Origin of the sequence: Pedococcus sp. 2YAF34 (assembly GCF_052114585.1) — a bacterium.
Classification (GTDB): Bacteria; Actinomycetota; Actinomycetes; order Actinomycetales; family Dermatophilaceae; genus Pedococcus.
Map to the genome: position 1 here is coordinate 1 of NZ_JBFRFA010000029.1, position 24,356 is coordinate 24,356.

The window sequence follows — 24,356 nt, forward strand, 5'->3', positions numbered from 1 at the left end:
GCGCTGCACCGGGCGCGTCGGGGTCCAGCCCGGCGCGTCGGCACCGTCTCCGCGCCCGGTGGTGGGGGAGGGCGCGGGGCCATCGGTGGCCGGCCGGCTTCCGCGCTCGCCGTGGGCGGAGCGGGGTGCCGGGGCGTCCCCGTCCGTCGTCGCGCGTTCGTTCGGTGCGGTCGGCCGCCACCCCGGGCCCGCCGCGACCGTGGTCGTCGTGGTGGTCTTGGTGCTGGGCATGGTGGTGGTCAGGGGTGGGGGCGTCGTCGAGGCCATGGCGGCGGCGGGCGCCAGTGCGCCACCCACGGCGACACCGACGAGTGCTGCGGCGACGCGACGGGACACCGCAGGCGCGGCGCCGGCGGCGAGTCGCCCGCACCATCGACCCGGTCGCCCCTGCAGGTGGGACCCGACCGCGACCAGGGTTCCCAGCCCCCACCACAGCACCAGTGCGGCAGCAGCTGCGGAGGACGTGAGGCCGAGGACCTCGTCGAGGGTGGCCGGCCCTGGGGCGGCGACCGCGTCCCACGCCCAGCGCGTCGCCGCCACCAGCCCCACCTGCAGGGCCACCGTCGCCGCCCCAGCCACCGTCGCCGCTCCGGCAACCCGTGCCGTCGTCACCCTACGACGTCCTCTGTCTTCTTTTCGTCGCCTGCTCATGTCAACCCCCTGATACATGCATTTGCTTACGTTTGCTTATGTTAGAACGTAGCAAGGTGCGTTGGCGAACGCAATGGGTGCCTACTACAGTCACCAGCGGGGGTCGGGTGGGCTCGGACGCGGCTCGACATGATGGGCACGGCGACAAGGGGGATGGCGCATGCGGTGGGACGAGCTGTTCGGCGACCTGTCGGCGCAGTGGGATGCCGAGGTGCGCCGCGAGCTCGATGCCGAGGTGGCCGACCGCACGCGCCGGGAGAGGGCGGCGCTGGGTCTCTACGAGCGGCTGGGCGCTGCAGGCGACGCCCGGGTCGGGCTCGGGCTGCGTACCGGCACGACGCTCAGCGGACGCGTCGCCGACGTCGGCGACGGGTGGGTGCTCCTGACCGGTGAGGCCGGGCGGATGGCGCTCGTGCCCTTCGGGGGCCTCGCCGCGGTCACCGGCCTCAGCGGCCGGACGGGTGGGTCAGCGATGGGCCGCTCGTTCGGGTTCGGCTACGCGCTGCGCGGCCTGAGCCGCGACCGGGCCGTCGTGACGCTGACCGACCACTCGGGGGCGGGCGTCACCGGCACGATCGACGGGGTCGGCCGCGACGTGCTCGACCTCTCCGAGCACGCAGCCGACCTGCCCCGGCGCCCGGAGAACGTCACGGGCCGCCGACTTGTCCCGTTCGAGGCCGTCGTGGTCGTCAGCGCGACCTGAGCCCTCACGCTGCGAGCCCGGGCCGCGAGGGTCCGGGCTCGCACCATCGGGCTCCGGTCAGTCGGTGCCCTGGCCGAACGGGTGTGCGGCGACGAAGGTCTTGGTCTCGGAGTACATCCGCTGGATGTACGTCTCGAGCTCGGCGACCTCGACGCGCCACTGGCCGCGTCCGCCGACCTTGATGGCCGGGAGCTCTCCGGACCGGACCAGGGCGTAGGCCTGGGCCGAGGAGATGTCGAGGATCTCGGACACCTCTGACAACTGGATGAACCGCTTGGCCATCATGGGCCCCCTGTCTTTACCTGCCATCGACTGCTCTTGACGGAACCATGGCGTCCCTTGACCAAATTTTTACCATGTCGGTGTGTCCGCGTCCGGTCGATCGCCAAAGTCTCTCATTGTCAGCCGTTTGGGGGAGTTGGCGCCCAAGACCTGTGGATGACCCCGAACCTGTGGATTCGCTGGGCGGCAACCCGCCGCCCTGCGCCATGATGGCTCCGCCGGCTGCCCAAAGCCGGGCAAACCATGCCGTAGGGGGACGACGACGTGAGTGACCTGCCGGTGCCCAGCGCACGACGACTGCAGAAGCCGGGATGGCGCGACGCGAGACTGGTCGTCGGGCTGGTGCTCGTGCTCGCCTCGGTGGCGCTCGGTTCGGTGGTCGTGTCGTCCGCCGACGACCGCACCCCGGTGTATGCCGCCCGTGGGCCGCTGGTCCCCGGCCGCCCCCTCAGCGCCGACGACCTCACGCGCGTCGACGTGCAGCTGGGCTCCAGGACGGACCAGTACCTCCCGGCCGACTCCGGGCTGGCGCCGGGGCGCTTCGTCCTCCGGGAGGTGGGCGAGGGCGAGCTCGTCCCGCGCGTGGCGGTCGGCAGCCGGGAGCAGGTCGGGGTGCAGCCGCTGGTGCTCTCCGTCGACGCGGGGTCCGTCGCCGCCCTGACCGTGGGCAGCAGGGTCGACGTCTACGTCAACCCCGTCGACCCGGCCGCGACGGGGGCGACCAAGTTCACCGGTCCCGAGCTGGCGCTTGCCGGCGTCTCCGTCGGGGGCCTGCCGAAGGCCGCGGGAGGGCTCTCCGGTGGTGCCGGAGGCGATCGTCCCGTGCAGGTGATGGCGCCTTCGTCCCGCATCAAGGACATCATCGGCCAGGTCGACGCGGGCGCCCGGGTGACCCTCGTGGCGGTGCCGGGCGGCACCGCCGAGGCCGACCAGTGAGCCACCCGGTCGTCACGGCACTGACCGGCCCCGGCGAGTCCGACCTCGTCACCGCGCTGGGGGCCACGGCCGAGTACGCCGTCGCCCGGCGGTGCGCGGACCTGCCGGACCTCCTCGCGGCTGCGGCCGCCGGGCTGGGTGAGGTGGCCCTGGTCTCCCCGGACCTTCGTGCCCTGGACCGCAGCGCCTTGCACGAGCTGGCCAGCCACGGCGTCGTGGTCGGGGGTGTGACCGAGCCCGGGGACGAGCTGGGCGAGCGTCGGCTGCGGCAGCTGGGTCTCGACGTGGTGGTGCGCACCGACATCACGGCACCGGAGCTCGAGGACCTCCTCGACGGCCTCGTCCGCGACGGCCTGGTCCTCGCCCACGGCGCGCACCTGACCCAGGACGGACCGGCTGCCGACGCGCAGGGGGAGGCACCCGACGTGCCGGACCTGCCCGCCCCGCCCGAGGCGCCGTGCCGGGTCATCGCCGTCTGGGGACCTGCCGGCGCACCGGGGCGCAGCACGGTCGCCCTCAACCTGGCCGCGGAGCTGGCGGTGCACGGGCCCACCCTGCTCGTCGACTGCGACACCTACGGCTCGTCGGTGGCCCAGGCACTCGGCCTGCTCGACGAGGCGCCGGGGATGGCAGCCGCGTGCCGGGCGGCCGACCAGGGCACGCTCGACCTCATGGCCCTGGCGCGGCTCGCGCCGGAGGTCACCCCGGACCTGCGGGTCCTCACCGGGATCCCGCGCGCCGACCGCTGGACCGAGCTGAGGGCTGCTTCCGTGGCACACGTGGTCGAGGTCGCCCGGCAGCTCGGGGCCTACGTCGTCGTGGACTGCGGCTTCTGCGTCGAGGACGACGAGGAGCTCTCCTACGACACCCTCGCGCCCCGCCGCAACGCCGCCACCCTCGTCGCGCTGGAGTCGGCGGACGACCTGCTCGTCGTCGGTTCCGGTGACCCCATCGGCCTGCAGCGGCTGGTCAGGGCGGTGCAGGACCTCGCCTCGGTCCCGTCACCGGCATCGCCGCGGGTCGTCGTCAACAAGGTGCGCGCTTCGGCCGTCGGCTCGCGGCCCGAGCGCCGCATCGCCGAGGCGCTCGGACGGTTCGCCGGGATGGAGGAGCTGAGCTACCTGCCCTGGGACCAGGCGACCCTCGACGGCGCCATGTTCGCCGGGAAGTCGCTGGCAGAGTACGCACCGGCGAGCGAGCTGCGCCGCGCGTTCGTCGGGCTCACCGAGGCGTATGCCGCGGTGGAGCCGCGCTACCGCCGCCGGCGGCGTCGCCGCTGAACACCACGACGGACGGGTCAGGAGCTGAAGAGCAGCGTCAGGCCACCCACGGTGTAGACGACCATGAGGGCGAGCAGCGGGAGCTGACCGAGGACGGCCGCCCGCCGCGGGAACAGCGCGACGGCCCGCTCATGGGCCAGCACGACGCCGAGCACGTGCCCGGTGATGATCGAGACGACCTGGACGCCGGCGACGAACCCGGGGGCGATGAGGGACTGCGGTGCCTCGAGACCTGCCGTCCCGAGCAGGTTGGCGCCGGTGCCGAGGGGGTCGGACATCTTCGCCAGCCCGTGCGTGCCCTCCCAGACCCACAGCGACCAGTAGTGGGCGATGAGGTACCCGGCGGCGATGGGCACCAGTGACGGCGCGAACGCGCTGGCGACCCCGCGCGGCGACACCCCTGCCAACCGTGCGGAGAGCACGGCGGCCAGGGCGAGCGAACCAGCCACCACGAGGCAGAATGTGACCAGCGCGGTCGTCTCCCAGAAGGCGGCAGGGAGGCTGGAGGACTGGACGAAGGAGTACCAGCGGGTCTCGCCGGAGAAGCCGTCGTAGGCGGTGGTCCCCAGCATCACCGAGGTCACCGCGAGCAGGCCCGGTTGCGCGTCGATCATCAGCGGGCCGTGCAGCGGCGTCCGCAGCACCCAGCGACCGTCGGCGCGGCGGCCGAGCGGGCTGAGCGTGCCGTAGACGGAGGACCAGGCGGTGAAGGGGTCGCCGGTGCGCAGGTAGGCCGGCCCGAAGGCGAGGCCGAGCACCAGGCTGACCAGGAGGTAGCCGAAGACCGCGATGCGCATCGTCAGCAGGTCGGCGTTGTTCGGCGCGACCAGCTCCAGCCACGCGAAGGCGAGCAGCCCGGCCGCGGCCGGCCAGTACCCGAGCCGGTACTCCGTCAGCGCGAAGTCCTCCTCGATGCGGCCGAGGGCGAGCAGCCCGCGACGCAGCCAGCGCACCGGGTTGACGAGCCTCCAGTAGCCACCGAACAGCATGGAGGAGAACGCCAGCCCGACCCAGAGCCAGACGTAGACGACGCTGGGCACGGGGTTGTTCGCGGTGTCGGCGCCTGCGACGAGTGCGACCAGGGTCCATCCGGTGATGACCAGCGAGAGGGCGACGAAGACTGCCCGCACGGGCGCCGAGTCCAGCGCCAGCGACACCATGATCGGCAGCAGGCGGCCGTCCTCGCGGCGCAGGCGGGGTTGCTTCCACAGCGCGCCCAGGGCGACGAACGACACGACGAGGGCGAGTCCGGCGCCGACCAGCAGCAGGTGGAACGGCAGGGGCAGGTCCTCGCGCGACCCCACGCCGTGGGCCGGCAGCATCGCGAGGGGCCCGACGGCTGGGGTCACCGGACCGCGATCTTGAGCAGCCGCAGGGGCGGCTCGTGGGTCTCGACCTCGTAGACGCCCGGGTCCTTCCCGGTCACCGTCACGGTCGTCGGCACGCCCGCCTTGAGCTTGTCCTCGACGTCGAAGCCGTGCAGGTGCAGCTCGTCGTCGTGGTCGCTGGTGACCACGAGGGTGAGCTTCTCGCCGACGGCGAGGTCGACGGTGGCGGGGGCGGGGACCACCTTCTTGCCGGTGATGGTGATCGTCAGCCCGCGGCCCTGGGACGCCGGGCTGGTGGAGCTGGACGACGACGAGGACGAGGACGACGAGGGGGATGACGAGGACGTCGAGGAGCTCGACGTCGTGGACCCCGAGACCGCCGAGTCGTCGCCTCCACAGGCGGTGAGGCCGAGGGCGAGCACCAGCCCGGCGGCATACGGAGTCGTCGTGCGCAGCGTCATCTTCGTCACGAATCGAAGTCTAGACAGCGGGTTCTGCCACGATGTGGGGGTGCCTGACCGCCTGAGCTCCCTCGACGCGTCGTTCCTCTACCTCGAGGAGTCGACCACGCCGATGCACGTCGGGTCCGTGATGGTGTTCGACCCGCCGGAGGAGGGCTTCGACTACGACCGGCTGGTGCAGCTCATCTCGACGCGGATCGCCTTCGTGCCGCGCTACAGACAGCGGATCAGGCAGATCCCCGGCCGGCTCGCCAACCCGGTCTGGGTCGACGACGAGAACTTCGACGTCACCTACCACGTGCGCCGCTCGGCGCTGCCCAAGCCGGGCACGGACGAGCAGCTGCAGGAGTTCGTCGCGCGGATCCAGCCGCGGGCCCTGGACCGCAAGCGACCGCTGTGGGAGGTCTACCTCGTCGAGGGGCTCGAGCACGGCCGCTTCGCGATCGTCACCAAGTCCCACCAGGCCCTCGTCGACGGGATCAACGCCGTCGACATCGCGCACGTCATCGTCGACGGTGACCCCGCGGCCGAGGGGCTGGTCACCGACACGTGGCGGCCCTCGCGGGAGCCGAGCGACGTCGAGCTGCTCACCGGTGCGCTCGTCGACGCCGTACGGCGCCCCAGCGAGATCGTCGAGAACATCCGCGGCGGCATCGTCGACGTCAAGGCCGTCGGCAACCGGGCGCTGTCGGCTGCGGGTGACGTGGTGTCGACGCTGGCCCGGACCGCCGCCCGGCCCGCCCCCCACTCGCCGCTCAACGCGCACGTGGGCGAGGCGCGCCGCTACGTCATGATCGGCACCGACCTCGAGGACTACCGCAAGGTCCGCAGCAGGCTGGCGCGCGGGCGCTACGCCGACGACGTCAGCATCAACGACGTGGTGCTCGCGACGATCTCGGGCGCATTCCGCTCGTGGCTGCTCACGCGGGGCGAGGCGGTGCACTCCGGCACGACCGTGCGCGCGATGGTGCCCGTGAGCATGTACGACGCGGAGGCACGGCACGTGGGCAGCCGCCTGACCGCCTGCTTCGTCGACCTGCCCGTGGGGGAGCCGGGCCCCTCGATGCGGCTGCACCAGATCGCGTTCGCGATGCGCCAGCAGATGGAGGGCGGTCAGGCGGTCGGCGCCGAGTCGCTCGCAGGCCTCGCCGGGTTCGCCCCACCGACCCTGCACTCGCTCGGGGCGCGGCTGGGCTCGGCCGTCTCGCGGCGCCTGTTCAACGTCGTCATCACCAACGTGCCCGGCCCGCAGCACACCCTGTACGCCGGGGACGCACGGATGCTGTCGACCTACCCCGTGATGCCCCTGGCCCGGGGGCAGGCGCTGTCGATCGGGCTCACGTCCTACGACGGCGGGGTCTACTACGGCCTCAACGGCGACCGCGACTCCATGCCGGACGTCGACGTCCTCGGCCAGAGCATCGTCGACTCCCTCGCCGAGCTCCTCGACAGCCACCGGTCGCCGTCGAGATGAGCCCGGCGCGTCGGACCGCTGCTCCACGCCGAGGCCTGGTGCTCGGTGGGGGCGGCGTGCTCGGGGCAGCCTGGATGGTGGGTGCACTGTCGGCGCTGCAGGACGAGCTGGGTGTCGACGTGCGCGAGTTCGACGAGGTCGTCGGCACGTCGGCGGGATCGGTCGTGGCCGCACTGGTCGGCGCGGGCGTGTCCGTCACCGACCTGCTGCACCACCAGCTCGTCGGCGACATCGACGTCGGGCCGCTGGCCGGGTACTCGTGGAACTACGAGCGCGACACCGGCGGCGACCGCCCAGGCCGACCGCGGATGGCGCTGGGGTCACGAGAGCTGTTGCGCCGCAACGCCCTCCACCTGCGCTCGCTGCCCCCTACCGCCGTCCTCTCGGCCATCCTCCCCGAGGGCAGGGGCAGCATCGAGGCCGTCGGTGCCCTGGTCGGGCACGTCGTCCCGTCCGGGTGGGCGCCACGCACCGGGGTGACCGTCGTGGCGCTCGACTTCGACACCGGCGCCCGCGTGCCCTTCGGCCGGCCCGAGGCGCCGGCGGTCGACCTCGCGCCCGCCGTGATGGCCTCGTGCGCGATCCCCGGGTGGTACCAGCCGGTCCGCATCGGCGAGCACCGCTACATCGACGGCGGTGCCTGGTCCTCGACCAACCTCGACCTCATGGTGGGCAGGGGGCTCGACGAGGTGTACGTGCTGGCCCCGCAGGTGAGCTTCGTGAAGGACGCGCCGACCCAGTGGCGCACGCGGGTGGAGCGCCAGTGGCGCAACCGCGTCACCCTGCGCGCGCTGCGCGAGCTGGCACGGGTGCACGCCGACGGTGCCGAGGTGACCATGCTCGGTCCCGGCGAGGAGGACCTGGAAGCCTTCGGCTCCAACCTCATGGACGTCACCCGGCGCCCACGCGTCATCGAGACGTCCCTGCGGACGTCGGCGGTGGCCCTGCGCGACCCCGCACCACTGCCCGACCGCTCCGCTTTCGAAGATGTTGGACGACTCAACGAGGACGTGGGATGACCCAGACCCGGATCTACCTCCCCCTGGACGCCGAGGGCGTCCGCCGGCTCGCGAGCGAGCGCGAGGTGGCATCGCCACCGATCGCGGCGTTCGCCGTCACCGAGCGGCTCGAGCGCTCGCAACCGGCCGGCGACGAGGAGGAGTGGGAGTACGCAGCGATGGGCGAGGCGCTCGCCGCAGCGGCCCGTGCGCAGAGCGGCCCCGCCCGCAAGCGCGTCGTCCTGGCCGCCGACGTCGACCCTGCCTGGGTCTCACCGAGACCGGGTGACGACCTGGCCGGGGTGCTCGTTGCCGAAGCGCTGCCGCTGGCTCGCGTCGTCTCCTTCCACGTCGACGAGACGGCCGGTGACGACGGCATGGACGACCTGCTCTGGTACGACGTCACCGAGCTCGACGAGGTCCTGCGCCTGCTCTGACCACGGCGAGATCCTGACCTCGGAGACCGCCCCGGAACGCGGGCTCAGCGGGCGTGCTCAGTGGGCGTGCTGGGCCAGGAACGGGTCGACCAGGGCGTGGTAGGCGTCGGCGTCGTCACGGCGGATGCAGTGACCGGTTCCGGCGACCACGTGCAGGTCCAGGTGGGGGTTGTCGAGCTCCACCGCCCGGAGACGCGCCTGCGGTGACACCGGCCCACCGCGCCCGGCGAGCAGCACCAGCGCGGGGACAGTGATGGCGGCGGCGATGTCGTCCCAGGGCTCGAGCAGGTTGGCGATGCCAAGCTCGAGGAAGCCGAGGTCGACCTCGGTCTTGGACCGGGCCCACGGCTCGAGCTCGGCCTCGGGCCAGGTGGGGTTGTCGGCGCGGCCCTGCTCGAGCTCGGCGTCGAGGTGCTCGACGAAGGCGAGGCAGTCCGCGACCCGTTCCCGGACGACGTCCCGGGGCTGCACCCGCTCGGCTGGGTCGCGCCAGGCGGGGTCCTCCAGGACGGCTGCCGCCACGAGGTCGGGGCGACGCGCGGCCAGAGCCGCGGCGATCCCGCCGCCCATCGAGTGCCCGACCAGCACGACGGGGCCCCCGTGCGCGGTCACCACCTCCGTGAGGGTGCGCTCCGTCGCTGCATACATCTCCTCCATGGGGTCAGGTGCCGCGAGCTGCTCAGGGGTGAACCGCGGCGAGCGCCCGTGGCCGGAGGCGTCGACGCCCACGACGCGGTGCGTGGGGGACCACCGGCGTACCGCGTCGGGCCAGCAGTCGCCGGAGTCGCCGAGGCCGTGCAGCAGGACGAGGGTGGGCGTGGCGGGGTCCGCCGGACCGGCCCAGCGGTAGGCGAGGGATGCGTCGTCGGCGTGGTGGGGGCTGCTCGGCATACGTGACACCATAGGTGCGCCCTTCCGCCGTCCGACCACCGTCGAAGCAACCCGAGGAGCTCCCCGCCATGGATGCCGTCACCCAGGTGCCCACCCCCGTCAACGAACCCGTCCTCGACTACGCGCCCGGCAGCCCCGAGCGCGCGTCGCTGGAGGTGGCGCTGGCCGAGCTGGGGAGCACGAGCATCGACCTTCCGCACACCATCGCCGGCAAGCGGGTCATGGGCACCGGTCGGAAGATCGACGTGCGCCAGCCGCACGCGCGGCGCAAGGTCCTCGGCACCATGCGCAACGCCACCCTCGGCGACGCCCAGGCCGCGGTGGACGCCGCCAAGGCCGCGGCCCCCGGCTGGCGTGAACTCTCGTTCGACGACCGGGCGGCGATCCTGCTCAAGGCCGCCGAGCTGCTGTCGGGTCCGTGGCGCGCCCACCTCAACGCCGCCACGATGCTCGGCCAGAGCAAGACGGCCTACCAGGCCGAGATCGACGCGGCGTGCGAGCTCATCGACTTCTGGCGCATCAACGTCCACTTTGCCCGCCAGATCCTCGCCGAGCAGCCGCCGCTCAACGCCAAGGGCATCTGGAACCGCACCGACCACCGCCCGCTCGAGGGCTTCGTCTACGCGATCACGCCGTTCAACTTCACCGCCATCGCCGGCAACCTCCCGACCGCCCCCGCCCTCATGGGCAACACCGTCGTCTGGAAGCCCAGCCCCACCCAGCAGTTCGCCGCGCACCTCACCATGGCGCTGCTCGAGGAGGCGGGTATGCCGCCGGGCGTCATCAACCTCGTCACCGGCGACGGCCTCAACGTCTCGAAGGTGGCGCTCGCTGACCCCGACCTCGCGGGCATCCACTTCACCGGCTCGACGCCGACGTTCCAGCACCTGTGGCAGGAGGTCGGCGCCAACCTGCCGAAGTACCGCACCTACCCGCGGCTCGTCGGCGAGACCGGCGGCAAGGACTTCATCCTCGCCCACCCGTCCGCGGACCCGGATGTGTTGCGCACGGCCATGATCCGCGGCGCGTTCGAGTTCCAGGGCCAGAAGTGCTCGGCCGCCTCACGGGCCTACGTCCCGCGCTCGCTGTGGAAGAAGATCAAGGCCGACCTGGTCTCGATCACCGACGGGCTCACCCAGGGTGACGTCACCGACCTGTCCAACTTCATGGGCGCCGTCATCGACGACCGGGCGTTCGCCAAGCACAAGGACGCGATCGACCGCGCGCACGCCTCGGCCGGCGTGGACGTCGTGGCCGGTGGCACCTACGACGACAGCGAGGGCTGGTTCGTGCGCCCGACCGTCCTCGAGGTCGACGACCCCACCGACGAGTCGTTCCGCACCGAGTACTTCGGCCCGATCCTGTCGGTGCACGTCTACCCGGACCGCCAGTACGACAAGGTCCTCGACCAGATGGAGTCGTTCGCGCCGTTCGGCCTGACCGGCTCGATCATCGCCCAGGACCGGATGGCCATCGCCGACGCCACGAAGCGGCTGCGGTTCGCCGCCGGCAACTTCTACGTCAACGACAAGCCGACCGGTGCCGTCGTCGGGCAGCAGCCCTTCGGTGGTGGTCGCGCGTCGGGCACCAACGACAAGGCCGGCGCCGCGCAGAACCTGCTGCGCTGGACCAGCGCCCGCTCCATCAAGGAGACGTTCGACCCGCCGAAGTCGCACGGCTACCCCCACATGGGCTGAGCGTCGCCGCAGGCGCTGCGGAGCGCCACACGACGAAAGGCTCGGAACCGTTGCGGTTCCGAGCCTTTCGCGTACCCGGTGTGGCCGGGTGAGAGAGGGTGCGTCAGCGCGCGAGCCACTCCTTGACGGTGGCGGCCTCGATGTCGATGGCCTCCTCGATCGGCGGAGCCGCGGCCTTCTCGATCTTGCCGCCGATGAGCGGCACCTTGGCCTTGAGCTCGGCGTCGAGCTTCTCCACGGTGCCGGCGCCGCCCGGGCCGAGGGCCAGCGTCCCGTTCAGGGCGACGGGGACCCCGGCCACGGACATCTCGACGGTGCCGCTGCGGCTGCCGTCGGCGGCAGCCGCGCCCCAGGTCTGCGTCTCGACGACCTTGAGCGTCTCGCCCACCATGTTCCGGGCGAAGTCGGGCAGGCCGTCGGCGGGGAGGATGCGCTCGGTCGTGATGGTGGCGCCGCCGCCGTTGGCCTTCACCGCCGCCGTGTACTTGATGGCTGCGGTGGCAGCGCACTTGGCCTCCTGGAAGGCCTGGTCGGACAGCACCGCGAACACCTCCTCAGGGGTGCCTGCGTAGTCCATCGTGGTGGCGATCTTCATGCGTCTCTCCTCGGAAGGGGCGATGCCGCTGGGCCCCCCAGGGTCTGGCGGCGGACCGCGCCAGCGTAGCGACGTCAGCGACGACCCCGCGCGGCGAGGAGCCGCAGCCGCACCGCCTGGCCCGGTGCGAGCTGCGCAGCGTGGTCGGAGGCACGCTCGGTCAGGACGGCGACGACGGGGTAGCCGCCGGTCACCGGGTGGTCGGCGAGGAAGACGACGGGCACGCCGTCGGCAGGGACCTGTACGGCGCCGCGCACCAGCCCCTGGCTGGGCACCTCTGCCTCCCGGTGGGCCGCGCCACGGACCAGCGCCGCCCCGGCCAGCCGGACGCCCACGCGGTCGCTGTCGGCCGCCACGGTCCAGGTCGGGGCGTCGACCTGTGCGGTCTCGGCCAGCCAGTGCAGGTGCGGGCCGGGGAGGGCGTCGAGGACGACGGTGCCGGGGGTCCGCTGGTCGACCGGCGCGATGTCGACGAGCAGGTGGCCCCGCCGCGGTCCCACGACCAGCCGGTCGCCGGCACGCAGCGGGGGCGGACCCAGGCCGGCGAGGGTGTCGTGCGACCGCGATCCGAGGGCTGCAGTGGTGGCGATGCCTCCGCGGACCGTGAGGTAGGAGCGGAGCCCCGAGCTCGGTCGCCCGATCCGGAGCACCTGGCCGGCGCGGACGAGGACGGGGGCGTTGCACGGCACGGGGCGGTCGTCCACGTGGACCGGGCACGGCGCACCGGTCACCACCGCGGTGACGCTGCCGTGGGCCCTCACGACCAGGCCCCCCAGCACCTCGACCGCGGCCTCTGCCGCGTCCTGCCCCACGAGCCGGGCGCCGAGCGCGAACGCCGCACGGTCCGCGGCGCCGGACGGCCCGACGCCCAGCGCCGCCAGTCCCGGCCGCCCGCCGTCCTGGACCAGCGAGAGGATGCCCGGGTCCAGCACCTCCAGCCAGGGCCCGACGGGGTCCGGACCGTCGGCGGAGGTCGGCGGGTCGCCCGCCGACGAGAGGGCACCCTCCGACGGAGGGTCACCCGCCGACGACGGGGCGCCTGCGGCGCGAGGGACTGCGGCGTCGTCAGCGTCGGTGAAGCGCACGCGGAGGCCTGGCCGCAGCAGCGCGGGTGGGTCACGGTCCAGGTCCCAGAGCGCCACGTCGGTGTGCCCGACCAGCTGCCACCCACCGGGCGAGGTCCGGGGGTAGACCCCGCTGTACTCGTCGGCGAGGCCCACCGCGCCGGCGGGAACGCGCGGGCGCGGGCTCGACCGGCGCGGTACCCGCAGTCGTGGGTCGCCGCCGACCAGGTAGGCGAAGCCTGGGGCGAACCCCACGAACCCGACCTGCCAGGCCTGACCCGTGTGCGCGTCGACGACCTCCTCGGGCGTGAGTCCCGTGTGCTCGGCGACCTCGTCGAGGTCGTCGCCGTCGTAGTGCACCGGCACCTCGACGACCTCGGGCTCGGACGGTGGATCGGCCTGCTTGGCAGCATCATCGACGCGCGGGTCCACGCGTGTGAGGTGGGCGAGCGCGCGCTCGGCTGCTGCCCGCACGGCCGGCAGGGATGCCGGGGTGTCCGCGACGAGCACCACTGTGCACGCACCGGGGACGGCGTCGGCCAGCCCCTCCAGCGCCACGTCGCGCAGGACCAGCGCGTGCACGGCCAGCGCGGCGGCCAGGTCCTCCAGCTCGACGAGGAGGGCCCGCTCGCCGTACGACAGCAGTCGCCGGGGCATCAGCCCTCGCGCGGCGGCACGAACGCCCGGACGTCGACCCCGGCCGACTCGAGCGCACGACGGACGGCGGTCGCCATCGCGACCGCACCCGGTGAGTCGCCGTGGACGCAGACCGAGTCCGCCTGCACCTCGACCCGGCTGCCGTCAGCAGCGGTGAGCGACCCCTCGACGACGAGCTCGACGACCCGGGCAGCCACGACGTCGGGGTCGTCGAGCACTGCGCCGGGCCGCGAGCGCGGCACCAGCGTGCCGTCGGGCTGGTAGGCGCGGTCGGCGAACGCCTCGGTGACCGTGGGCAGGCCGGCGGCTCGGGCCAGCCGCAGGGAGGCCGCCCCCGGCAGTCCGACGAGGGGCATCGTCGGGTCGACGAGGCAGACCGCCTCCACCACGGCGGCCGCCTGGCGCTCGTGGCTCACGACGGCGTTGTAGAGGGCGCCGTGCGGCTTGACGTAGCCGACGCTGGTGCCGGCGGCACGGGCCAGCGCGTCGAGGGCGCCCACCTGGTAGACGATCTCGGCGGTGAGCTCGGCCGGGTCGACGTCGATGAAGCGGCGTCCGAAGCCAGCGAGGTCGTGGTAGCTGACCTGTGCGCCGACCCGCACCCCGGCGGCAGCCGCCGCGCGGCACACGCGCAACAGCGTCGAGGGGTCGCCGGCGTGGAAGCCGCAGGCCAGGTTGGCGCTGGTGACGACCTCGAGCATGGCGAGGTCGTCACCGAGCTCCCACCGGCCGTAGGACTCCGCGAGGTCGGCGTTGAGGTCGACGGCGGTCATCGGCACAACCCGTCGGTGGTCACCGGCGCAGCCCGTCGGCGTGCCCGGCCAGGACGTCCGTCGAGGCGGTGACGGCCGATGCCAGCCGCTGGCGCCGCGCGGCCAGCACGTGGCGGAGCTGGTCGAGCTCGCGCTGCAGCTCGGCACGGACCTGCTCCCGGTCCGCCGTCGCGGCGACGTCGGCGAGACCGCTGACGCCCCAGACCGGAGCCACCACGCCGTCGACCACCCGCAGGCCCGCGGCCTCGGCCCGCGCCTCCAGCCGTCGGGCGTCGGCAACGGCTTCCGCGAGGTCGGCCGCGTGGTCCTGCAGGACGGACCCGACCCGGTCGAGCTCGTGGGCCGCGGCCGCAGCGGCGTCGCCGAGCCTCCCGGCCCGGCGCAGCGAGCGCACCACGACGGCGCCCGGCCGGGGCTCCTCGCGTGCCTGCGCCACGACGGCGTCGACAGCCCGCGCCTCGGTGCGCAGCGACGCGGCGAGCCGGCGCAGCGAGCCACCGACGCGAGAGCAGGATGCCGCGTCGCCGGCCACGGCGCTCACCGTGCGGTCTCCCTCGACGCGCGCGGCCGGCCCTCCGCGGACGCGGTCGGCCCCGCGGTCGGCTCGGGCGCCGCCTTGCTGGGGGTGGCGAGGTCGAGGCGGTCCGCGACCTCGGAGGCCGAGGCGTCGACCTCGCGCAGGAGGTCGGCCACCTGGTCGAGGTAGGCGTCGACCGCCGACTGCAGCTCGCGGTCGCCGAGATCCGGCAGGTGGGAGAGCACCTCGTCGGCGCCATCGCGCGCGCAGTCGCGCAAGGGCCGCAGAGCGGCCCCGAGGGTGGGGGACCGGTCGCGACCGTCCTGGGCAGGCGGCATACCGGCCACTCTAGTGAGGAACGACGAACGGCCCCCGCCGAAACCCACATGGGGTCGGCGAGGGCCGCACGAGGTGCTCCGGCCAACGATCAGTACCAGTGCTTCCTGCCACCGATGGCACGGCCCGTGCCACCGAGGACGGCCAGGACGAGCCCGACCACGATGAGGATGGCACCGATGGTCACGAGGACCTTCAGGCTGGCGACCAGCAGGCCAATGATCAGCAAGATGATGCCGAGGATGATCACGTGGAGCTCCTTCTTCTGTTCGTGAGCTGAACTGCAACTCTTCACCACACATCGGGTGCACCACATACTTTGACGTGCACCGATGTATTGCGCCACTCGGGGAGCCGACGGGTTCTGCGGCCCTGTCCCCGGCGGCTGTCCCGGGCGATAGTCTCGAGCCGGTGCACAACGACGTGCGCCGTGCATGCACGACGACCCCGTGAGGATGACGACCACAAGCATGTCTGCGTCGCTGGAGCAGTCCCGTCAGCAACTTCTGCACTCCGCAGCGGAGCGCGTGGAGCACGGTGGGGGTGAGGCGGTCCAGCAGTTCCTGCAGGCCTACTACCGCCACGTCGCCACCGAGGACCTCCTGGCCCGCGCGCCCGAGGACCTGCTGGGCGCGGCGCTCGCGCACCGCGACCTCGCGCGCAGCAGGCCGGTCGGCACGGCGAAGGTCGACGTGTTCAACCCCGAGCTCGCCGAGCAGGGCTGGACGAGCGGGCACACCGTCGTGCAGGTCGTCACCGACGACATGCCGTTCCTCGTCGACTCCGTCAGCGCCGAGCTCCAGCGCACCGACCGTGCGGTCCACCTCGTGGTGCACCCGACGATGCGCGTACGCCGCGACGCCGCCGGCGAGCTCGAGGAGGTGCTCCTCGGCAACGGCGACGGCCTCGAGGGGCGCGGTGACGGCCGTGGCTTCGGTGAGGTGCGCGAGTCGTGGATGCACCTCGAGATCGACCGCGACAGCAACGAGGACGACCTGAAGGCGATCGCGGACGGGCTGCGCGGTGTGCTGGCCAACGTCCGCGAGGCGGTCGAGGACTGGCCGAAGATGAAGGCCATGTGCGGCCGGGTCGCGGACGAGCTCACCACCCACCCGCCGCACGGCATCCCACCCGAGGAGGTGGCCCAGGCCAAGGGCCTGCTCGAGTGGCTCGACGACAACCACTTCACCTTCCTCGGCTACCGCGAGTACGCCCTGCACCACGGTGGCGAGGCCGACACCCTGCAGGCCGTGCACGGCACCGGGCTGGGGCTGCTGCGCTACGACCCCACAGGTGCGGGTGTACGGCTCAGCGAGCAGGCACGCACGGTGGCGCGCGCCCCCGAGCTGCTCGTCATCACCAAGGCCAACTCGCGGGCGACCGTGCACCGCAACACCTACCTCGACTACGTCAGCGTCAAGCAGTTCGACGACGCGGGCGAGGTGACGGGGGAGAAGCGCTTCCTGGGCCTGTTCACCTCCAGCGCCTACACCGAGTCGGTCACCCGCGTGCCGGTGCTGCGCGACAAGGTGGAGGCGGTCTTCCGGCGCACCGGCTTCCTGCCCGACAGCCACTCGGGCAAGGACCTGCTCGAGGTCCTCGAGACCTACCCGCGCGATGAGCTGTTCCAGGCCGACGAGGAGTCGCTCTACGACAACGCGACGGAGGTGCTGCACCTCCAGGAGCGTCGCAAGACCAAGCTCTTCCTGCGCCGCGACCGCTTCGGCCGCTTCGTCTCCTGCCTCGTCTACATCCCGCGCGACCGCTACAACACCGCGGTGCGGCTGAAGATGGACGCCATCCTGCGCAGGGCGTTCCCGGGCGCGACGGTCGACTACACCACGCGCGTCTCGGAGTCGGTGCTCGCCCGGCTGCACTTCGTCGTGCGCGTGCCCTCCGGGGAGTCGATCCCCGAGGTCGACGAGGCGGTGCTCGAGCGCCAGCTCGTCGACGCGACCCGCACTTGGGAGGAGGACCTCAACGAGGCCGCCCGTGCGGAGCACGGTGAGGAGGTCGCCGGCCGGCTGAGCGGTCTGTACGGCCGCGCGTTCCCCGAGGCCTACAAGGAGGACTTCTCCTCACGCGTCGGGGTCGTCGACATCAGGCACATGGACGCCCTGGACGACGAGGACGCCACGGGCCTGAACATGTACCAGGAGCCCGGCGCGCCCGCCCACGAGCGCCGCTTCAAGCTCTACCGCCGCAGCCCGCTGTCGCTGACCCAGGTGCTGCCGATGTTCACCCACATGGGGGTCGAGGTCGTCGACGAGCGACCCTATGAGGTGCACCGCTCCGACGGCGTCGACCTGTGGGTCTACGACTTCGGCCTGCGGGTCCGCAACGACAAGATCTGGTCCGGCGAGGGTGGCCGCGACCGGCTGCGCGACCTGTTCCAGGACGCTGTCGACGCCGTGTGGAACGGCCGGGCCGAGTCCGACGGGTTCAACGCACTGGTCCTCGGTGCCGGGCTGACCTGGCGGCAGGTCGTCATCCTGCGCACGGTCGCCAAGTACCTGCGCCAGACCGGGTCGACGTTCTCCCAGGACTACGTCGAGTCGGCCCTCGTGCAGAACCTGCGGCTCGCCGGGCGCCTCGTCGCGCTCTTCGAGGCGCGCTTCGACCCCCGGTACGGCGCCGCTGCCGGCCCCGAGCGCGAGGCCGCGCAGGGCGCGCTGTGCGAGGAGATCACCAAGGACCTCGACGAGGTGCGCTCCCTCGACCACGACCGGATCATCCGGGCGTTCCTGGGGGTCATCACGGCGACGCTGCGGACGAACTTCTACCAGGCCGACGCCGACGGCCACGACAAGCCGTACGTGTCGATCAAGCTGAACCCCAAGAAGGTGCCCGACCTGCCCGCGCCACGGCCGCAGTTCGAGATCTTCGTCTACTCGCCGCGGGTCGAGGGCGTGCACCTGCGCTTCGGGCCCGTCGCGCGAGGCGGCCTGCGCTGGTCGGACCGGCGAGAGGACTTCCGCACCGAGGTGCTCGGGCTGGTCAAGGCGCAGATGGTCAAGAACGCCGTCATCGTGCCCACCGGTTCCAAGGGCGGCTTCTACGCCAAGCAGCTCCCCGACCCGTCGGTGGACCGCGACGCCTGGCTGGCCGAGGGCATCGGCTCCTACAAGGTGTTCATCTCCGGCCTGCTCGACCTCACCGACAACCGCGTCAGCGGCGAGATCGTCCCGCCTGCCTCGGTGGTCCGCCACGACGAGGACGACTCCTACCTCGTGGTCGCCGCCGACAAGGGCACCGCCACCTTCTCCGACATCGCCAACGGCGTCGCCCAGTCCTACGGGTTCTGGCTCGACGATGCGTTCGCCTCCGGCGGCTCGGCCGGCTACGACCACAAGGCCATGGGCATCACCGCCCGGGGCGCCTGGGAGTCGGTGAAGCGCCACTTCCGCGAGATGGGCGTGGACACCCAGACGCAGGACTTCACCGCCGTCGGCATCGGCGACATGAGCGGCGACGTCTTCGGCAACGGCATGCTGCTCTCGGAGCACATCCGGCTCGTGGCGGCGTTCGACCACCGCCACATCTTCGTCGACCCGGATCCCGTTGCGGCGTCGAGCTTTGCGGAGCGCAAGCGGCTGTTCGACCTGCCGCGGTCCTCGTGGGCCGACTACGACAGCTCGCTCATCAGCGCGGGCGGCGGTGTGTTCGACCGGTCGCTCAAGGCGGTCCGCGTCACGCCCGAGATGACCCAGGCGCTGGGCCTGCCCAACGGCACGACGTCGATGACGCCGGCCGAGCTCATGAAGGCGATCCTCCAGGCCCCGGTCGACCTGCTGTGGAACGGCGGCATCGGCACCTACGTCAAGGCGGGCAGCGAGTCCAACGCCGACATCGGCGACCGGGCCAACGACGCCATCCGCGTCGACGGCAACGCGTTGCGCTGCAAGGTCGTCGGCGAGGGCGGCAACCTCGGCCTGTCCCAGCTCGGCCGTATCGAGGCGTCGCTGCACGGCGTGCGCGTCAACACCGACGCCATCGACAACTCGGCCGGGGTCGACACCTCCGACCACGAGGTCAACATCAAGATCCTGCTCACCGACCTGGTCCGTAGCGGTGACATGACGCTCAAGCAGCGCAACACCCTGCTCGCGTCGATGACCGACGACGTCGCCGCCCAGGTGCTGCGCGACAACTACGAGCAGAACGTCCTGCTGGGCAACGCCCGGGCGCAGGAGCACCCGATGCTCCCGGTCCACGCGCGGCTCATCCACTGGCTGGAGGAGCGCGGCGACCTCGACCGCGGGCTGGAGTTCCTGCCGGGCGACAGCGAGATCGACCGGCGCCACCAGGAGGGCCTGGGCCTGAAGTCGCCCGAGTTCTCGGTGCTGGTCGCCTACGCCAAGCTCGCGCTCAAGGAGGACCTGCTGCCGTCCGAGCTGCCGGACGACCCGTGGTTCCAGCAGACGCTGACCGACTACTTCCCGCCCGCGCTGCGTGAGCAGTTCGCCGGGGAGCTGGCCGACCACCCGCTGCGTCGCGAGATCATCACCAACTCGGTGGTCAACTCGATGGTCAACCGCGGTGGCATCACGTTCGCCTTCCGCGCGATGGAGGAGACGGGTGCGACGCCGGAGCAGATCGCCCGCGCGTTCGTCGTCTGCCGCGAGATCTTCGACCTGCCGAGCTTCGTGCGCGAGGTCGAGGAGCTCGACAACGTCGTCGCGACCGACGTGCAGAGCCAGCTCTACCTCGAGTTCCGCCGTCTCATCGACCGCTCGATCCGCTGGTTCCTCACCTCGCGGCCCTCGCGGCTCGACGTCGCCAGCGAGGTGGCCCGCTTCGGTGCCGTGGCGCGCGAGTTCGCCCCGAGGATCCCCGAGCTGCTGCAGGGCGCGGAGCTGAAGCGCCTGCAGCGCAACGCCTCCAAGCTCGAGAAGCGTGGTGTGCCGGAGGAGCTCGCGCTGCGCTCGGCGAGCCTGCTCGACCAGTTCTCGCTGCTCGACATCGTCGACATCGCGACCGACACGGGGGAGCAGCCCTCCGACATCGCGTCGCTCTACTTCGTGCTGTCGGAGAAGTTCGGGATCGACGCCATGCTCACGCGCGTCACCAACCTGCCGCGTGACGACCGCTGGGACGCCCTCGCCCGTGGGGCCCTGCGCGACGACCTCTACGCGGTGCTCGAGAGCCTCGTGCGCTCCGTCATGGACGCGTCGACGTCGGGCGGCGCCCCCGTCGAGCGCTACCAGCAGTGGGCGCGCGCCAACGCCGAGTCACTGACCCGCGCCACGACGGCGCTCTCGGGCATCGAGCGGCTCGACAAGCCCAACATCGCGGCGCTCTCGGTCGCCCTGCGCACCCTGCGTTCGGTCATCCGCTCGGGAGCCGCCACCTCGTGACGACGTCTCCTGACAAGGCTCCTTCGGGTGCCGTCGTGGCGCTGCAGTGCTTTCCCGTGAAGTCGATGGGTGGCGTCGCCGCGCCCGGCCTCGACGTCGCCGCGCACGGGGTCGTCGGCGACCGGGACTGGGCGGTGTACGACGCGGCGGGCAAGCTCGCGAGTGGCAAGCACACGCGCCGGTTCCGCCGCATGGACCCGGTGTTCGCCCTCGTCGCGCGCCGGGAGGGTGGCGATGTCGTGGTCACCCGCCCCGACGGCACCGAGCTCGTGGCCGGTCACCCCGCGACCGACGAGGTCCTGTCGGCCCACTTCGGTGAGCCCGTCCGGCTCGGGCGGGACGACGGCGTACGCCACCAGGACGCCGCCGCGGTCTCCCTGGTGGGCACCGCCACCCTGGCCGAGCTCGGCCGCTACGAGGGTGACGGCCGCGTGCTCGACCCGCGTCACCTGCGGGCCAACCTCGTCGTGGAGACCGACGAGCCGTACGCCGAGGACACCTGGGTCGGCCATGAGGTCACCGTGGGTGGGGTGCGGCTGCGCGTCACCGGGAGGACCCAGCGATGCCGCATGGTCGGGGTCGCGCAGGTGGGGCTGGCAGCGCGCGCGGACATGCTGCGGGTGGTGTCCGAGCAGCACGGGCTGATGGCCGGTGTCTACGCCCAGGTGGTCGAGCCGGGCCGGGTGGCCCTCGGCGACGAGGTCGCGCCCTCCTGACCTAGGCTGCGTGCGTGCCCACGTTGAACGAGGTGCTCCACGCGTCGACCGACCTCGCCCCGGGCGAGGTGGAGTGGCTGCAGCTCCTCGTCGGGGACTGGCAGCTCATCTCCGACCTGTCGTTCGCCGACCTCGTCCTGTGGGTCCCGGGTGGCCTCGAGGGCTGGCTCGCCGTCGCGCACGTGCGCCCCACCACCGGCCAGATGGTGTTCTTCGAGGACGTCGTCGGCCGGCGCACGCACCGTGGGCGGCAGTCGCTGCTCGACCAGGCGTATGCCGACCGGCGCATCGTGCGCGAGCGCGACCCCATCTTCCGCGAGGACATGCCCGTTCGCGAGGAGGCCATCCCGGTGGTCAAGGCGGGAAGGGCGCTGGCGGTCATCACCCGCCACACCAACCTCGCCGCCATGCGCACCCCGAGCCGGCTCGAGCTGACCTACCAGGCCCTGGCCGACGCCCTCGCCCGGATGATCGCCGCGGGGGAGTTCCCCAACGTCTCCGCACCGACCGGGCAGCGTCGCGGCGCACCCCGGGTCGGTGACGGCGTGATCCGCCTCGACGTCAACGGGGTCGTCTCCTACGCCAGCCCCAACGCCCTGTCGGCGATCCACCGCCTCGGCCACGTCGGCGACGTCATCGGTGAGCTGCTGGCCAAGGTCATCGCCGACCTGCTGCGCGACGAGTCCCCGGTCGACGAGTCGCTGGCCGTCGTGGTCACCGGGCGCGCGCCGTGGCGCACCGAGGTGAGCTCCCGCGGGTCGAGCGTCTCCATGCGCGCCATACCCCTCACCGAGGGGGGCCAGCGCGTCGGCGCCCTGCTGCTGCTGCGTGACGTCTCCGAGCTGCGCCGACGCGAGCGCGAGCTGATGACCAAGGACGCCACGATCCGCGAGATCCACCACCGGGTGAAGAACAACCTCCAGACCGTGGCGGCGCTGCTGCGGCTGCAGGCCCGGCGGCTTCCCGAGGGGGAGGCCGGGCGGGTGGCCCTGGAGGAGGCGGTGCGCCGGGTCGGCGTGATCGCCCTGGTGCACGAGACGCTCAGCCAGGGGTTCGACGAGGTGGTGGAGTTCGACGACATCGCCGTGCGCGGGCTGCAGGCCATCACCGAGGTGGCCAAGGTCGAGCACCCCATCTCGACCAAGGTGGTCGGCTCGTTCGGCAAGCTGCGTGCCGAGGACGCGACCGCGATGGCGATGATCCTGTCCGAGCTCGTGCAGAACGCGGTCGAGCACGGGTTCACCGGCTCCGCCGAGGGCACGATCTGCGTGGAGGCCCAGCGGTCCACCGACGACCGGGGTGACGAGCTGCTGTCGGTGACGATCAGCGACGACGGGGTGGGGCTGCCGTCCGACTTCCGGCCGGGCACCTCCGGCCTCGGCACCCAGATCGTGGAGTCGCTCGTGCAGGACCTGCGCGGCCGCATCGCCTGGGAGAAGGCCGAGCCGCACGGGACGCGGGCGCGGTTCGTCGCACGGCTGCGTCCGTTGGGCCGCGACGGCTCCTAGGCCGGCAGCGGCTCCCCGCGGCCGGCCGCGCTTCCTGCTTCAGGCGGCCGGGGGCGGCTCCGCAGGTCGCCGGCACGCACGAATGTGCCCCAAGTCGCGGGGTCCGCGTCCCGGGGCACGGGAGGTGTGGGGTCGTGGGGCCTCAGCCGGCGCGGCGGGCGCGGGCGTTGCGCCGCTTGAGGGCGCGGCGCTCGTCCTCGGACATGCCGCCCCAGACGCCGGCGTCCTGACCGGACTCGATGGCCCACTTCAGGCACGTGTCGACGACCTCACAGCGTCGGCAAACAGCTTTGGCCTCCTCGATCTGCAGGATCGCCGGGCCGGTGTTCCCGATGGGGAAGAACAGCTCGGGGTCCTCGTCGAGGCAGGCAGCGCGGTCGCGCCAGTCCATGGATCGTGCTCCTTGGTGTGCAGGGGGTTGCGCCGGCTCGGGAGCCCAGGGATGACGGGCCTCGGGGCACGGCGCGTCATTGCGGGGTGTGCAGGGGGACTTCTCGTGGCCGCGGGGCCGACCGGCTAGCCTAGCCGACCTGGTTTCGCCACGGTGAAACATGTGACTAGTCATTCTGGGGGGCCGGACACAGTTCTGCCAACGGCCCGTCTCATGTTTCTGTTCCAGCCTCACAGATCGAGACGCTTTTGGGGACCTCTTGGCCGATGCAACCAGCGCGTGACGGTGAGGTTTTGGTCACATTGTCCCCGATTGCCCCTTGGCAGACCTTGGCCTGGCCCCGAATGTCGCAGATGTCCCGGGACGTAGGTCCCCATCGCTGCCCCGCCGTCGGTGGGTGGCCTCACGGCCGGCGGCCGTGACTAGCCTTGCGGACGTGAACGACAAGCCCGCGTCGCCAGACCTCCCCTACGACCCTGTCGAGGGTCACGGCGAGCGACACCCGGTACGCCGTGGGCGTGACACCGCGCGGGACGTCGCCGCGGCGGTGTGCGCCCTGCAGGCGCTCTCACTCGTGGGTTTCGTGGTCTTCTACCTCGTCGAGCTGGTGCAGGGTGCCGGCGACGACCCCACGCGGGTGGTCATGTCAGCCCTGCTGATCCTCGTCTTCGCCGTCGGCATCGGAGCGCTCGCGCGTGGTTGGTGGCGGGGCGCCAGCTGGCCGAACACGCCGACCATCGTCTGGAACCTGCTGTTGCTGCCCGTCGCCTGGAGCCTCTTCCAGGCCGACCGCCTCGTGGTGGCCCTGCTGGTCGGTGTGGTCGCCGTCGTCGGCATCGTCGCGGCGGTCCGCGCGGACACGACCGAACCGACCCAGGCGTAGCTCAGCCCGCGGCGGTGGTGCCCGGGGTGATGCGCAGCATCACGCGCTGAGGGCTGCCCCGTCGCAGGAGGCGCTCCATACCCATCACGATGCGGTACTCGAGGGCGTACTTGGGCCGGAGCACCTCGTCGAGCCGGCGCATGACGCCGTCCCCCTCGACGACCTCGGCCACGGCGGTCACCGTGGGCGCGTCGTCATCGACAGCGCCGCGCCGGTTGCAGGGCTGCAGCTCGACCACGTTGTTGTTGCGCAGGCGCTTGACCTTGCCGCTGCCGGCCGGGGTCGTCACCACCAGGGCGTCGCCGTCACGCCCGATCCAGACCGGGGTGGGGACCCTGACACCGTTCTTGCGGAAGGTCGTGAGCGAGACGAACTTCTCGTCGCCGAGGGAGTCCAGGGTCGTGGCGGTGGGCACGGGTCG

General features: G+C 72.4%; 23 protein-coding genes and 1 pseudogene. 11 read left to right on the forward strand and 13 right to left on the reverse strand.

Features of this window, described 5'->3' with window-relative positions; translation table 11 throughout:
• A pseudogene (locus AB4Z02_RS14250) lies at window positions 1-612 on the reverse strand (hypothetical protein); the annotation flags it as partial.
• A gap of 199 nt (window positions 613-811) precedes the next feature.
• Here AB4Z02_RS14250 and AB4Z02_RS14255 point away from each other — a divergent pair.
• Window positions 812-1,354: a hypothetical protein gene (locus AB4Z02_RS14255; protein ID WP_441971709.1), complete on the forward strand. Its 543-nt coding sequence runs from the start codon at window positions 812-814 to the stop codon at window positions 1,352-1,354.
• Window positions 1,355-1,411: 57 nt separating this feature from the next.
• Here the strand turns inward: AB4Z02_RS14255 and AB4Z02_RS14260 are convergent, their stop codons facing one another.
• Entirely contained in the window at window positions 1,412-1,636 is a 225-nt protein-coding gene (locus tag AB4Z02_RS14260; protein WP_056882743.1) for a helix-turn-helix domain-containing protein, read from the reverse strand.
• Between the two features lie 264 nt (window positions 1,637-1,900).
• Here AB4Z02_RS14260 and AB4Z02_RS14265 point away from each other — a divergent pair, with 264 nt between their 5' ends.
• Together AB4Z02_RS14265 and AB4Z02_RS14270 are read left to right on the forward strand one after the other, a co-directional pair.
• A complete protein-coding gene (locus AB4Z02_RS14265) occupies window positions 1,901-2,572 on the forward strand; it encodes a hypothetical protein (protein WP_441971711.1) in 672 nt (223 codons plus the stop codon).
• Window positions 2,569-3,852 (forward strand): AAA family ATPase, encoded by a 1,284-nt coding sequence (locus tag AB4Z02_RS14270; RefSeq protein WP_056882610.1) that lies wholly within the window; start codon window positions 2,569-2,571, stop codon window positions 3,850-3,852. The genes AB4Z02_RS14265 and AB4Z02_RS14270 overlap by 4 nt, the downstream gene beginning before the upstream one ends.
• Before the next feature lie 17 nt (window positions 3,853-3,869).
• Here the strand turns inward: AB4Z02_RS14270 and AB4Z02_RS14275 are convergent, their stop codons facing one another.
• Both AB4Z02_RS14275 and AB4Z02_RS14280 read right to left on the reverse strand, forming a co-directional pair.
• The gene (locus AB4Z02_RS14275) at window positions 3,870-5,201 is read right to left on the reverse strand and encodes a hypothetical protein (RefSeq protein ID WP_441971713.1); all 1,332 of its coding nucleotides are present in this window, start codon (window positions 5,199-5,201) and stop codon (window positions 3,870-3,872) included.
• Window positions 5,198-5,641 carry a hypothetical protein gene (locus AB4Z02_RS14280; protein ID WP_441971758.1) on the reverse strand — a complete coding sequence of 148 codons (444 nt, stop codon included), beginning with the start codon at window positions 5,639-5,641 and terminating at the stop codon, window positions 5,198-5,200. The genes AB4Z02_RS14275 and AB4Z02_RS14280 overlap by 4 nt, the downstream gene beginning before the upstream one ends.
• Window positions 5,642-5,690: 49 nt before the next feature.
• Here AB4Z02_RS14280 and AB4Z02_RS14285 point away from each other — a divergent pair, with 49 nt between their 5' ends.
• Genes AB4Z02_RS14285 through AB4Z02_RS14295 form a run of 3 tightly spaced genes read left to right on the forward strand, consistent with a single transcriptional unit; the run spans window position 5,691 to window position 8,550 of the window.
• Window positions 5,691-7,115 carry a WS/DGAT/MGAT family O-acyltransferase gene (locus AB4Z02_RS14285; RefSeq protein ID WP_056882745.1) on the forward strand — a complete coding sequence of 475 codons (1,425 nt, stop codon included), beginning with the start codon at window positions 5,691-5,693 and terminating at the stop codon, window positions 7,113-7,115.
• Window positions 7,112-8,134 (forward strand): patatin-like phospholipase family protein, encoded by a 1,023-nt coding sequence (locus tag AB4Z02_RS14290; RefSeq protein WP_441971716.1) that lies wholly within the window; start codon window positions 7,112-7,114, stop codon window positions 8,132-8,134. The genes AB4Z02_RS14285 and AB4Z02_RS14290 overlap by 4 nt, the downstream gene beginning before the upstream one ends.
• Entirely contained in the window at window positions 8,131-8,550 is a 420-nt protein-coding gene (locus tag AB4Z02_RS14295) for a DUF6912 family protein (RefSeq protein WP_056882613.1), read from the forward strand. The genes AB4Z02_RS14290 and AB4Z02_RS14295 overlap by 4 nt, the downstream gene beginning before the upstream one ends.
• 57 nt (window positions 8,551-8,607) lie before the next feature.
• Here AB4Z02_RS14295 and AB4Z02_RS14300 read toward each other — a convergent pair whose 3' ends face one another.
• Window positions 8,608-9,441: an alpha/beta fold hydrolase gene (locus AB4Z02_RS14300; protein ID WP_441971718.1), complete on the reverse strand. Its 834-nt coding sequence runs from the start codon at window positions 9,439-9,441 to the stop codon at window positions 8,608-8,610.
• A 68-nt stretch (window positions 9,442-9,509) separates the two neighbouring features.
• On the opposite strand from AB4Z02_RS14300, the gene pruA reads away from it, so the two are divergent.
• The gene (gene pruA / locus AB4Z02_RS14305) at window positions 9,510-11,138 is read left to right on the forward strand and encodes an L-glutamate gamma-semialdehyde dehydrogenase (RefSeq protein WP_056882615.1); all 1,629 of its coding nucleotides are present in this window, start codon (window positions 9,510-9,512) and stop codon (window positions 11,136-11,138) included.
• A 103-nt stretch (window positions 11,139-11,241) separates the two neighbouring features.
• On the opposite strand, the gene AB4Z02_RS14310 is transcribed toward pruA, so the two are convergent.
• The 6 genes from AB4Z02_RS14310 to AB4Z02_RS14335 form a co-directional block, all read right to left on the reverse strand.
• Entirely contained in the window at window positions 11,242-11,733 is a 492-nt protein-coding gene (locus AB4Z02_RS14310; RefSeq protein ID WP_056882616.1) for a DUF2505 domain-containing protein, read from the reverse strand.
• A 74-nt stretch (window positions 11,734-11,807) separates the two neighbouring features.
• Window positions 11,808-13,454 (reverse strand): 5-oxoprolinase/urea amidolyase family protein, encoded by a 1,647-nt coding sequence (locus AB4Z02_RS14315; RefSeq protein ID WP_441971721.1) that lies wholly within the window; start codon window positions 13,452-13,454, stop codon window positions 11,808-11,810.
• Window positions 13,454-14,227: a LamB/YcsF family protein gene (locus AB4Z02_RS14320; RefSeq protein WP_441971723.1), complete on the reverse strand. Its 774-nt coding sequence runs from the start codon at window positions 14,225-14,227 to the stop codon at window positions 13,454-13,456. The genes AB4Z02_RS14315 and AB4Z02_RS14320 overlap by 1 nt, the downstream gene beginning before the upstream one ends.
• 19 nt (window positions 14,228-14,246) lie before the next feature.
• On the reverse strand, window positions 14,247-14,768 hold the full coding sequence (locus AB4Z02_RS14325; protein WP_056882619.1) for a hypothetical protein: 522 nt from the start codon (window positions 14,766-14,768) through the stop codon (window positions 14,247-14,249).
• Window positions 14,765-15,082, reverse strand: coding sequence for a hypothetical protein (locus tag AB4Z02_RS14330; protein WP_441971725.1), 318 nt, complete (start codon window positions 15,080-15,082; stop codon window positions 14,765-14,767). Before AB4Z02_RS14330 ends, AB4Z02_RS14325 begins: the two co-directional genes overlap by 4 nt.
• Before the next feature lie 89 nt (window positions 15,083-15,171).
• Complete coding sequence (locus AB4Z02_RS14335) at window positions 15,172-15,330, reverse strand: DUF6131 family protein (protein ID WP_200949181.1); 159 nt, start codon at window positions 15,328-15,330, stop codon at window positions 15,172-15,174.
• Between the two features lie 220 nt (window positions 15,331-15,550).
• Here AB4Z02_RS14335 and AB4Z02_RS14340 point away from each other — a divergent pair, with 220 nt between their 5' ends.
• The 3 genes from AB4Z02_RS14340 to AB4Z02_RS14350 are packed head-to-tail and all read left to right on the forward strand — an operon-like array spanning window position 15,551 to window position 22,661.
• Window positions 15,551-20,437 (forward strand): NAD-glutamate dehydrogenase, encoded by a 4,887-nt coding sequence (locus AB4Z02_RS14340; protein ID WP_441971727.1) that lies wholly within the window; start codon window positions 15,551-15,553, stop codon window positions 20,435-20,437.
• The gene (locus tag AB4Z02_RS14345; RefSeq protein WP_441971729.1) at window positions 20,434-21,153 is read left to right on the forward strand and encodes an MOSC domain-containing protein; all 720 of its coding nucleotides are present in this window, start codon (window positions 20,434-20,436) and stop codon (window positions 21,151-21,153) included. Before AB4Z02_RS14340 ends, AB4Z02_RS14345 begins: the two co-directional genes overlap by 4 nt.
• A 14-nt stretch (window positions 21,154-21,167) precedes the next feature.
• Window positions 21,168-22,661 carry a sensor histidine kinase gene (locus AB4Z02_RS14350; protein ID WP_056882622.1) on the forward strand — a complete coding sequence of 498 codons (1,494 nt, stop codon included), beginning with the start codon at window positions 21,168-21,170 and terminating at the stop codon, window positions 22,659-22,661.
• A gap of 142 nt (window positions 22,662-22,803) precedes the next feature.
• On the opposite strand, the gene AB4Z02_RS14355 is transcribed toward AB4Z02_RS14350, so the two are convergent.
• Window positions 22,804-23,052, reverse strand: a complete 249-nt coding sequence (locus tag AB4Z02_RS14355) for a WhiB family transcriptional regulator (RefSeq protein ID WP_056882623.1) — start codon at window positions 23,050-23,052, stop codon at window positions 22,804-22,806.
• Window positions 23,053-23,488: 436 nt separating this feature from the next.
• Between AB4Z02_RS14355 and AB4Z02_RS14360 the strand changes: the two genes are divergently transcribed.
• The gene (locus AB4Z02_RS14360) at window positions 23,489-23,935 is read left to right on the forward strand and encodes a hypothetical protein (RefSeq protein WP_441971732.1); all 447 of its coding nucleotides are present in this window, start codon (window positions 23,489-23,491) and stop codon (window positions 23,933-23,935) included.
• 1 nt (window position 23,936) lies between these two features.
• Here AB4Z02_RS14360 and AB4Z02_RS14365 read toward each other — a convergent pair whose 3' ends face one another.
• A complete protein-coding gene (locus tag AB4Z02_RS14365; RefSeq protein ID WP_441971734.1) occupies window positions 23,937-24,350 on the reverse strand; it encodes a PPOX class F420-dependent oxidoreductase in 414 nt (137 codons plus the stop codon).
• Window positions 24,351-24,356: the final 6 nt, after the last annotated feature.

Bases quoted from the DNA above. Each gene is read 5' to 3' on its own strand.
- AB4Z02_RS14340 (WP_441971727.1), top strand. From the start codon at position 15,551: ATGTCTGCGTCGCTGGAGCAGTCCCGTCAGCAACTTCTGCACTCCGCA.
- AB4Z02_RS14320 (WP_441971723.1), bottom strand. From the start codon at position 14,227: ATGACCGCCGTCGACCTCAACGCCGACCTCGCGGAGTCCTACGGCCGG.
- AB4Z02_RS14310 (WP_056882616.1), bottom strand. From the start codon at position 11,733: ATGAAGATCGCCACCACGATGGACTACGCAGGCACCCCTGAGGAGGTG.
- AB4Z02_RS14260 (WP_056882743.1), bottom strand. From the start codon at position 1,636: ATGGCCAAGCGGTTCATCCAGTTGTCAGAGGTGTCCGAGATCCTCGAC.
- AB4Z02_RS14300 (WP_441971718.1), bottom strand. From the start codon at position 9,441: ATGCCGAGCAGCCCCCACCACGCCGACGACGCATCCCTCGCCTACCGC.
- AB4Z02_RS14290 (WP_441971716.1), top strand. From the start codon at position 7,112: ATGAGCCCGGCGCGTCGGACCGCTGCTCCACGCCGAGGCCTGGTGCTC.
- pruA (WP_056882615.1), top strand. From the start codon at position 9,510: ATGGATGCCGTCACCCAGGTGCCCACCCCCGTCAACGAACCCGTCCTC.
- AB4Z02_RS14280 (WP_441971758.1), bottom strand. From the start codon at position 5,641: ATGACGCTGCGCACGACGACTCCGTATGCCGCCGGGCTGGTGCTCGCC.
- AB4Z02_RS14295 (WP_056882613.1), top strand. From the start codon at position 8,131: ATGACCCAGACCCGGATCTACCTCCCCCTGGACGCCGAGGGCGTCCGC.
- AB4Z02_RS14255 (WP_441971709.1), top strand. From the start codon at position 812: ATGCGGTGGGACGAGCTGTTCGGCGACCTGTCGGCGCAGTGGGATGCC.
- AB4Z02_RS14315 (WP_441971721.1), bottom strand. From the start codon at position 13,454: ATGCCCCGGCGACTGCTGTCGTACGGCGAGCGGGCCCTCCTCGTCGAG.
- AB4Z02_RS14330 (WP_441971725.1), bottom strand. From the start codon at position 15,082: ATGCCGCCTGCCCAGGACGGTCGCGACCGGTCCCCCACCCTCGGGGCC.
- AB4Z02_RS14355 (WP_056882623.1), bottom strand. From the start codon at position 23,052: ATGGACTGGCGCGACCGCGCTGCCTGCCTCGACGAGGACCCCGAGCTG.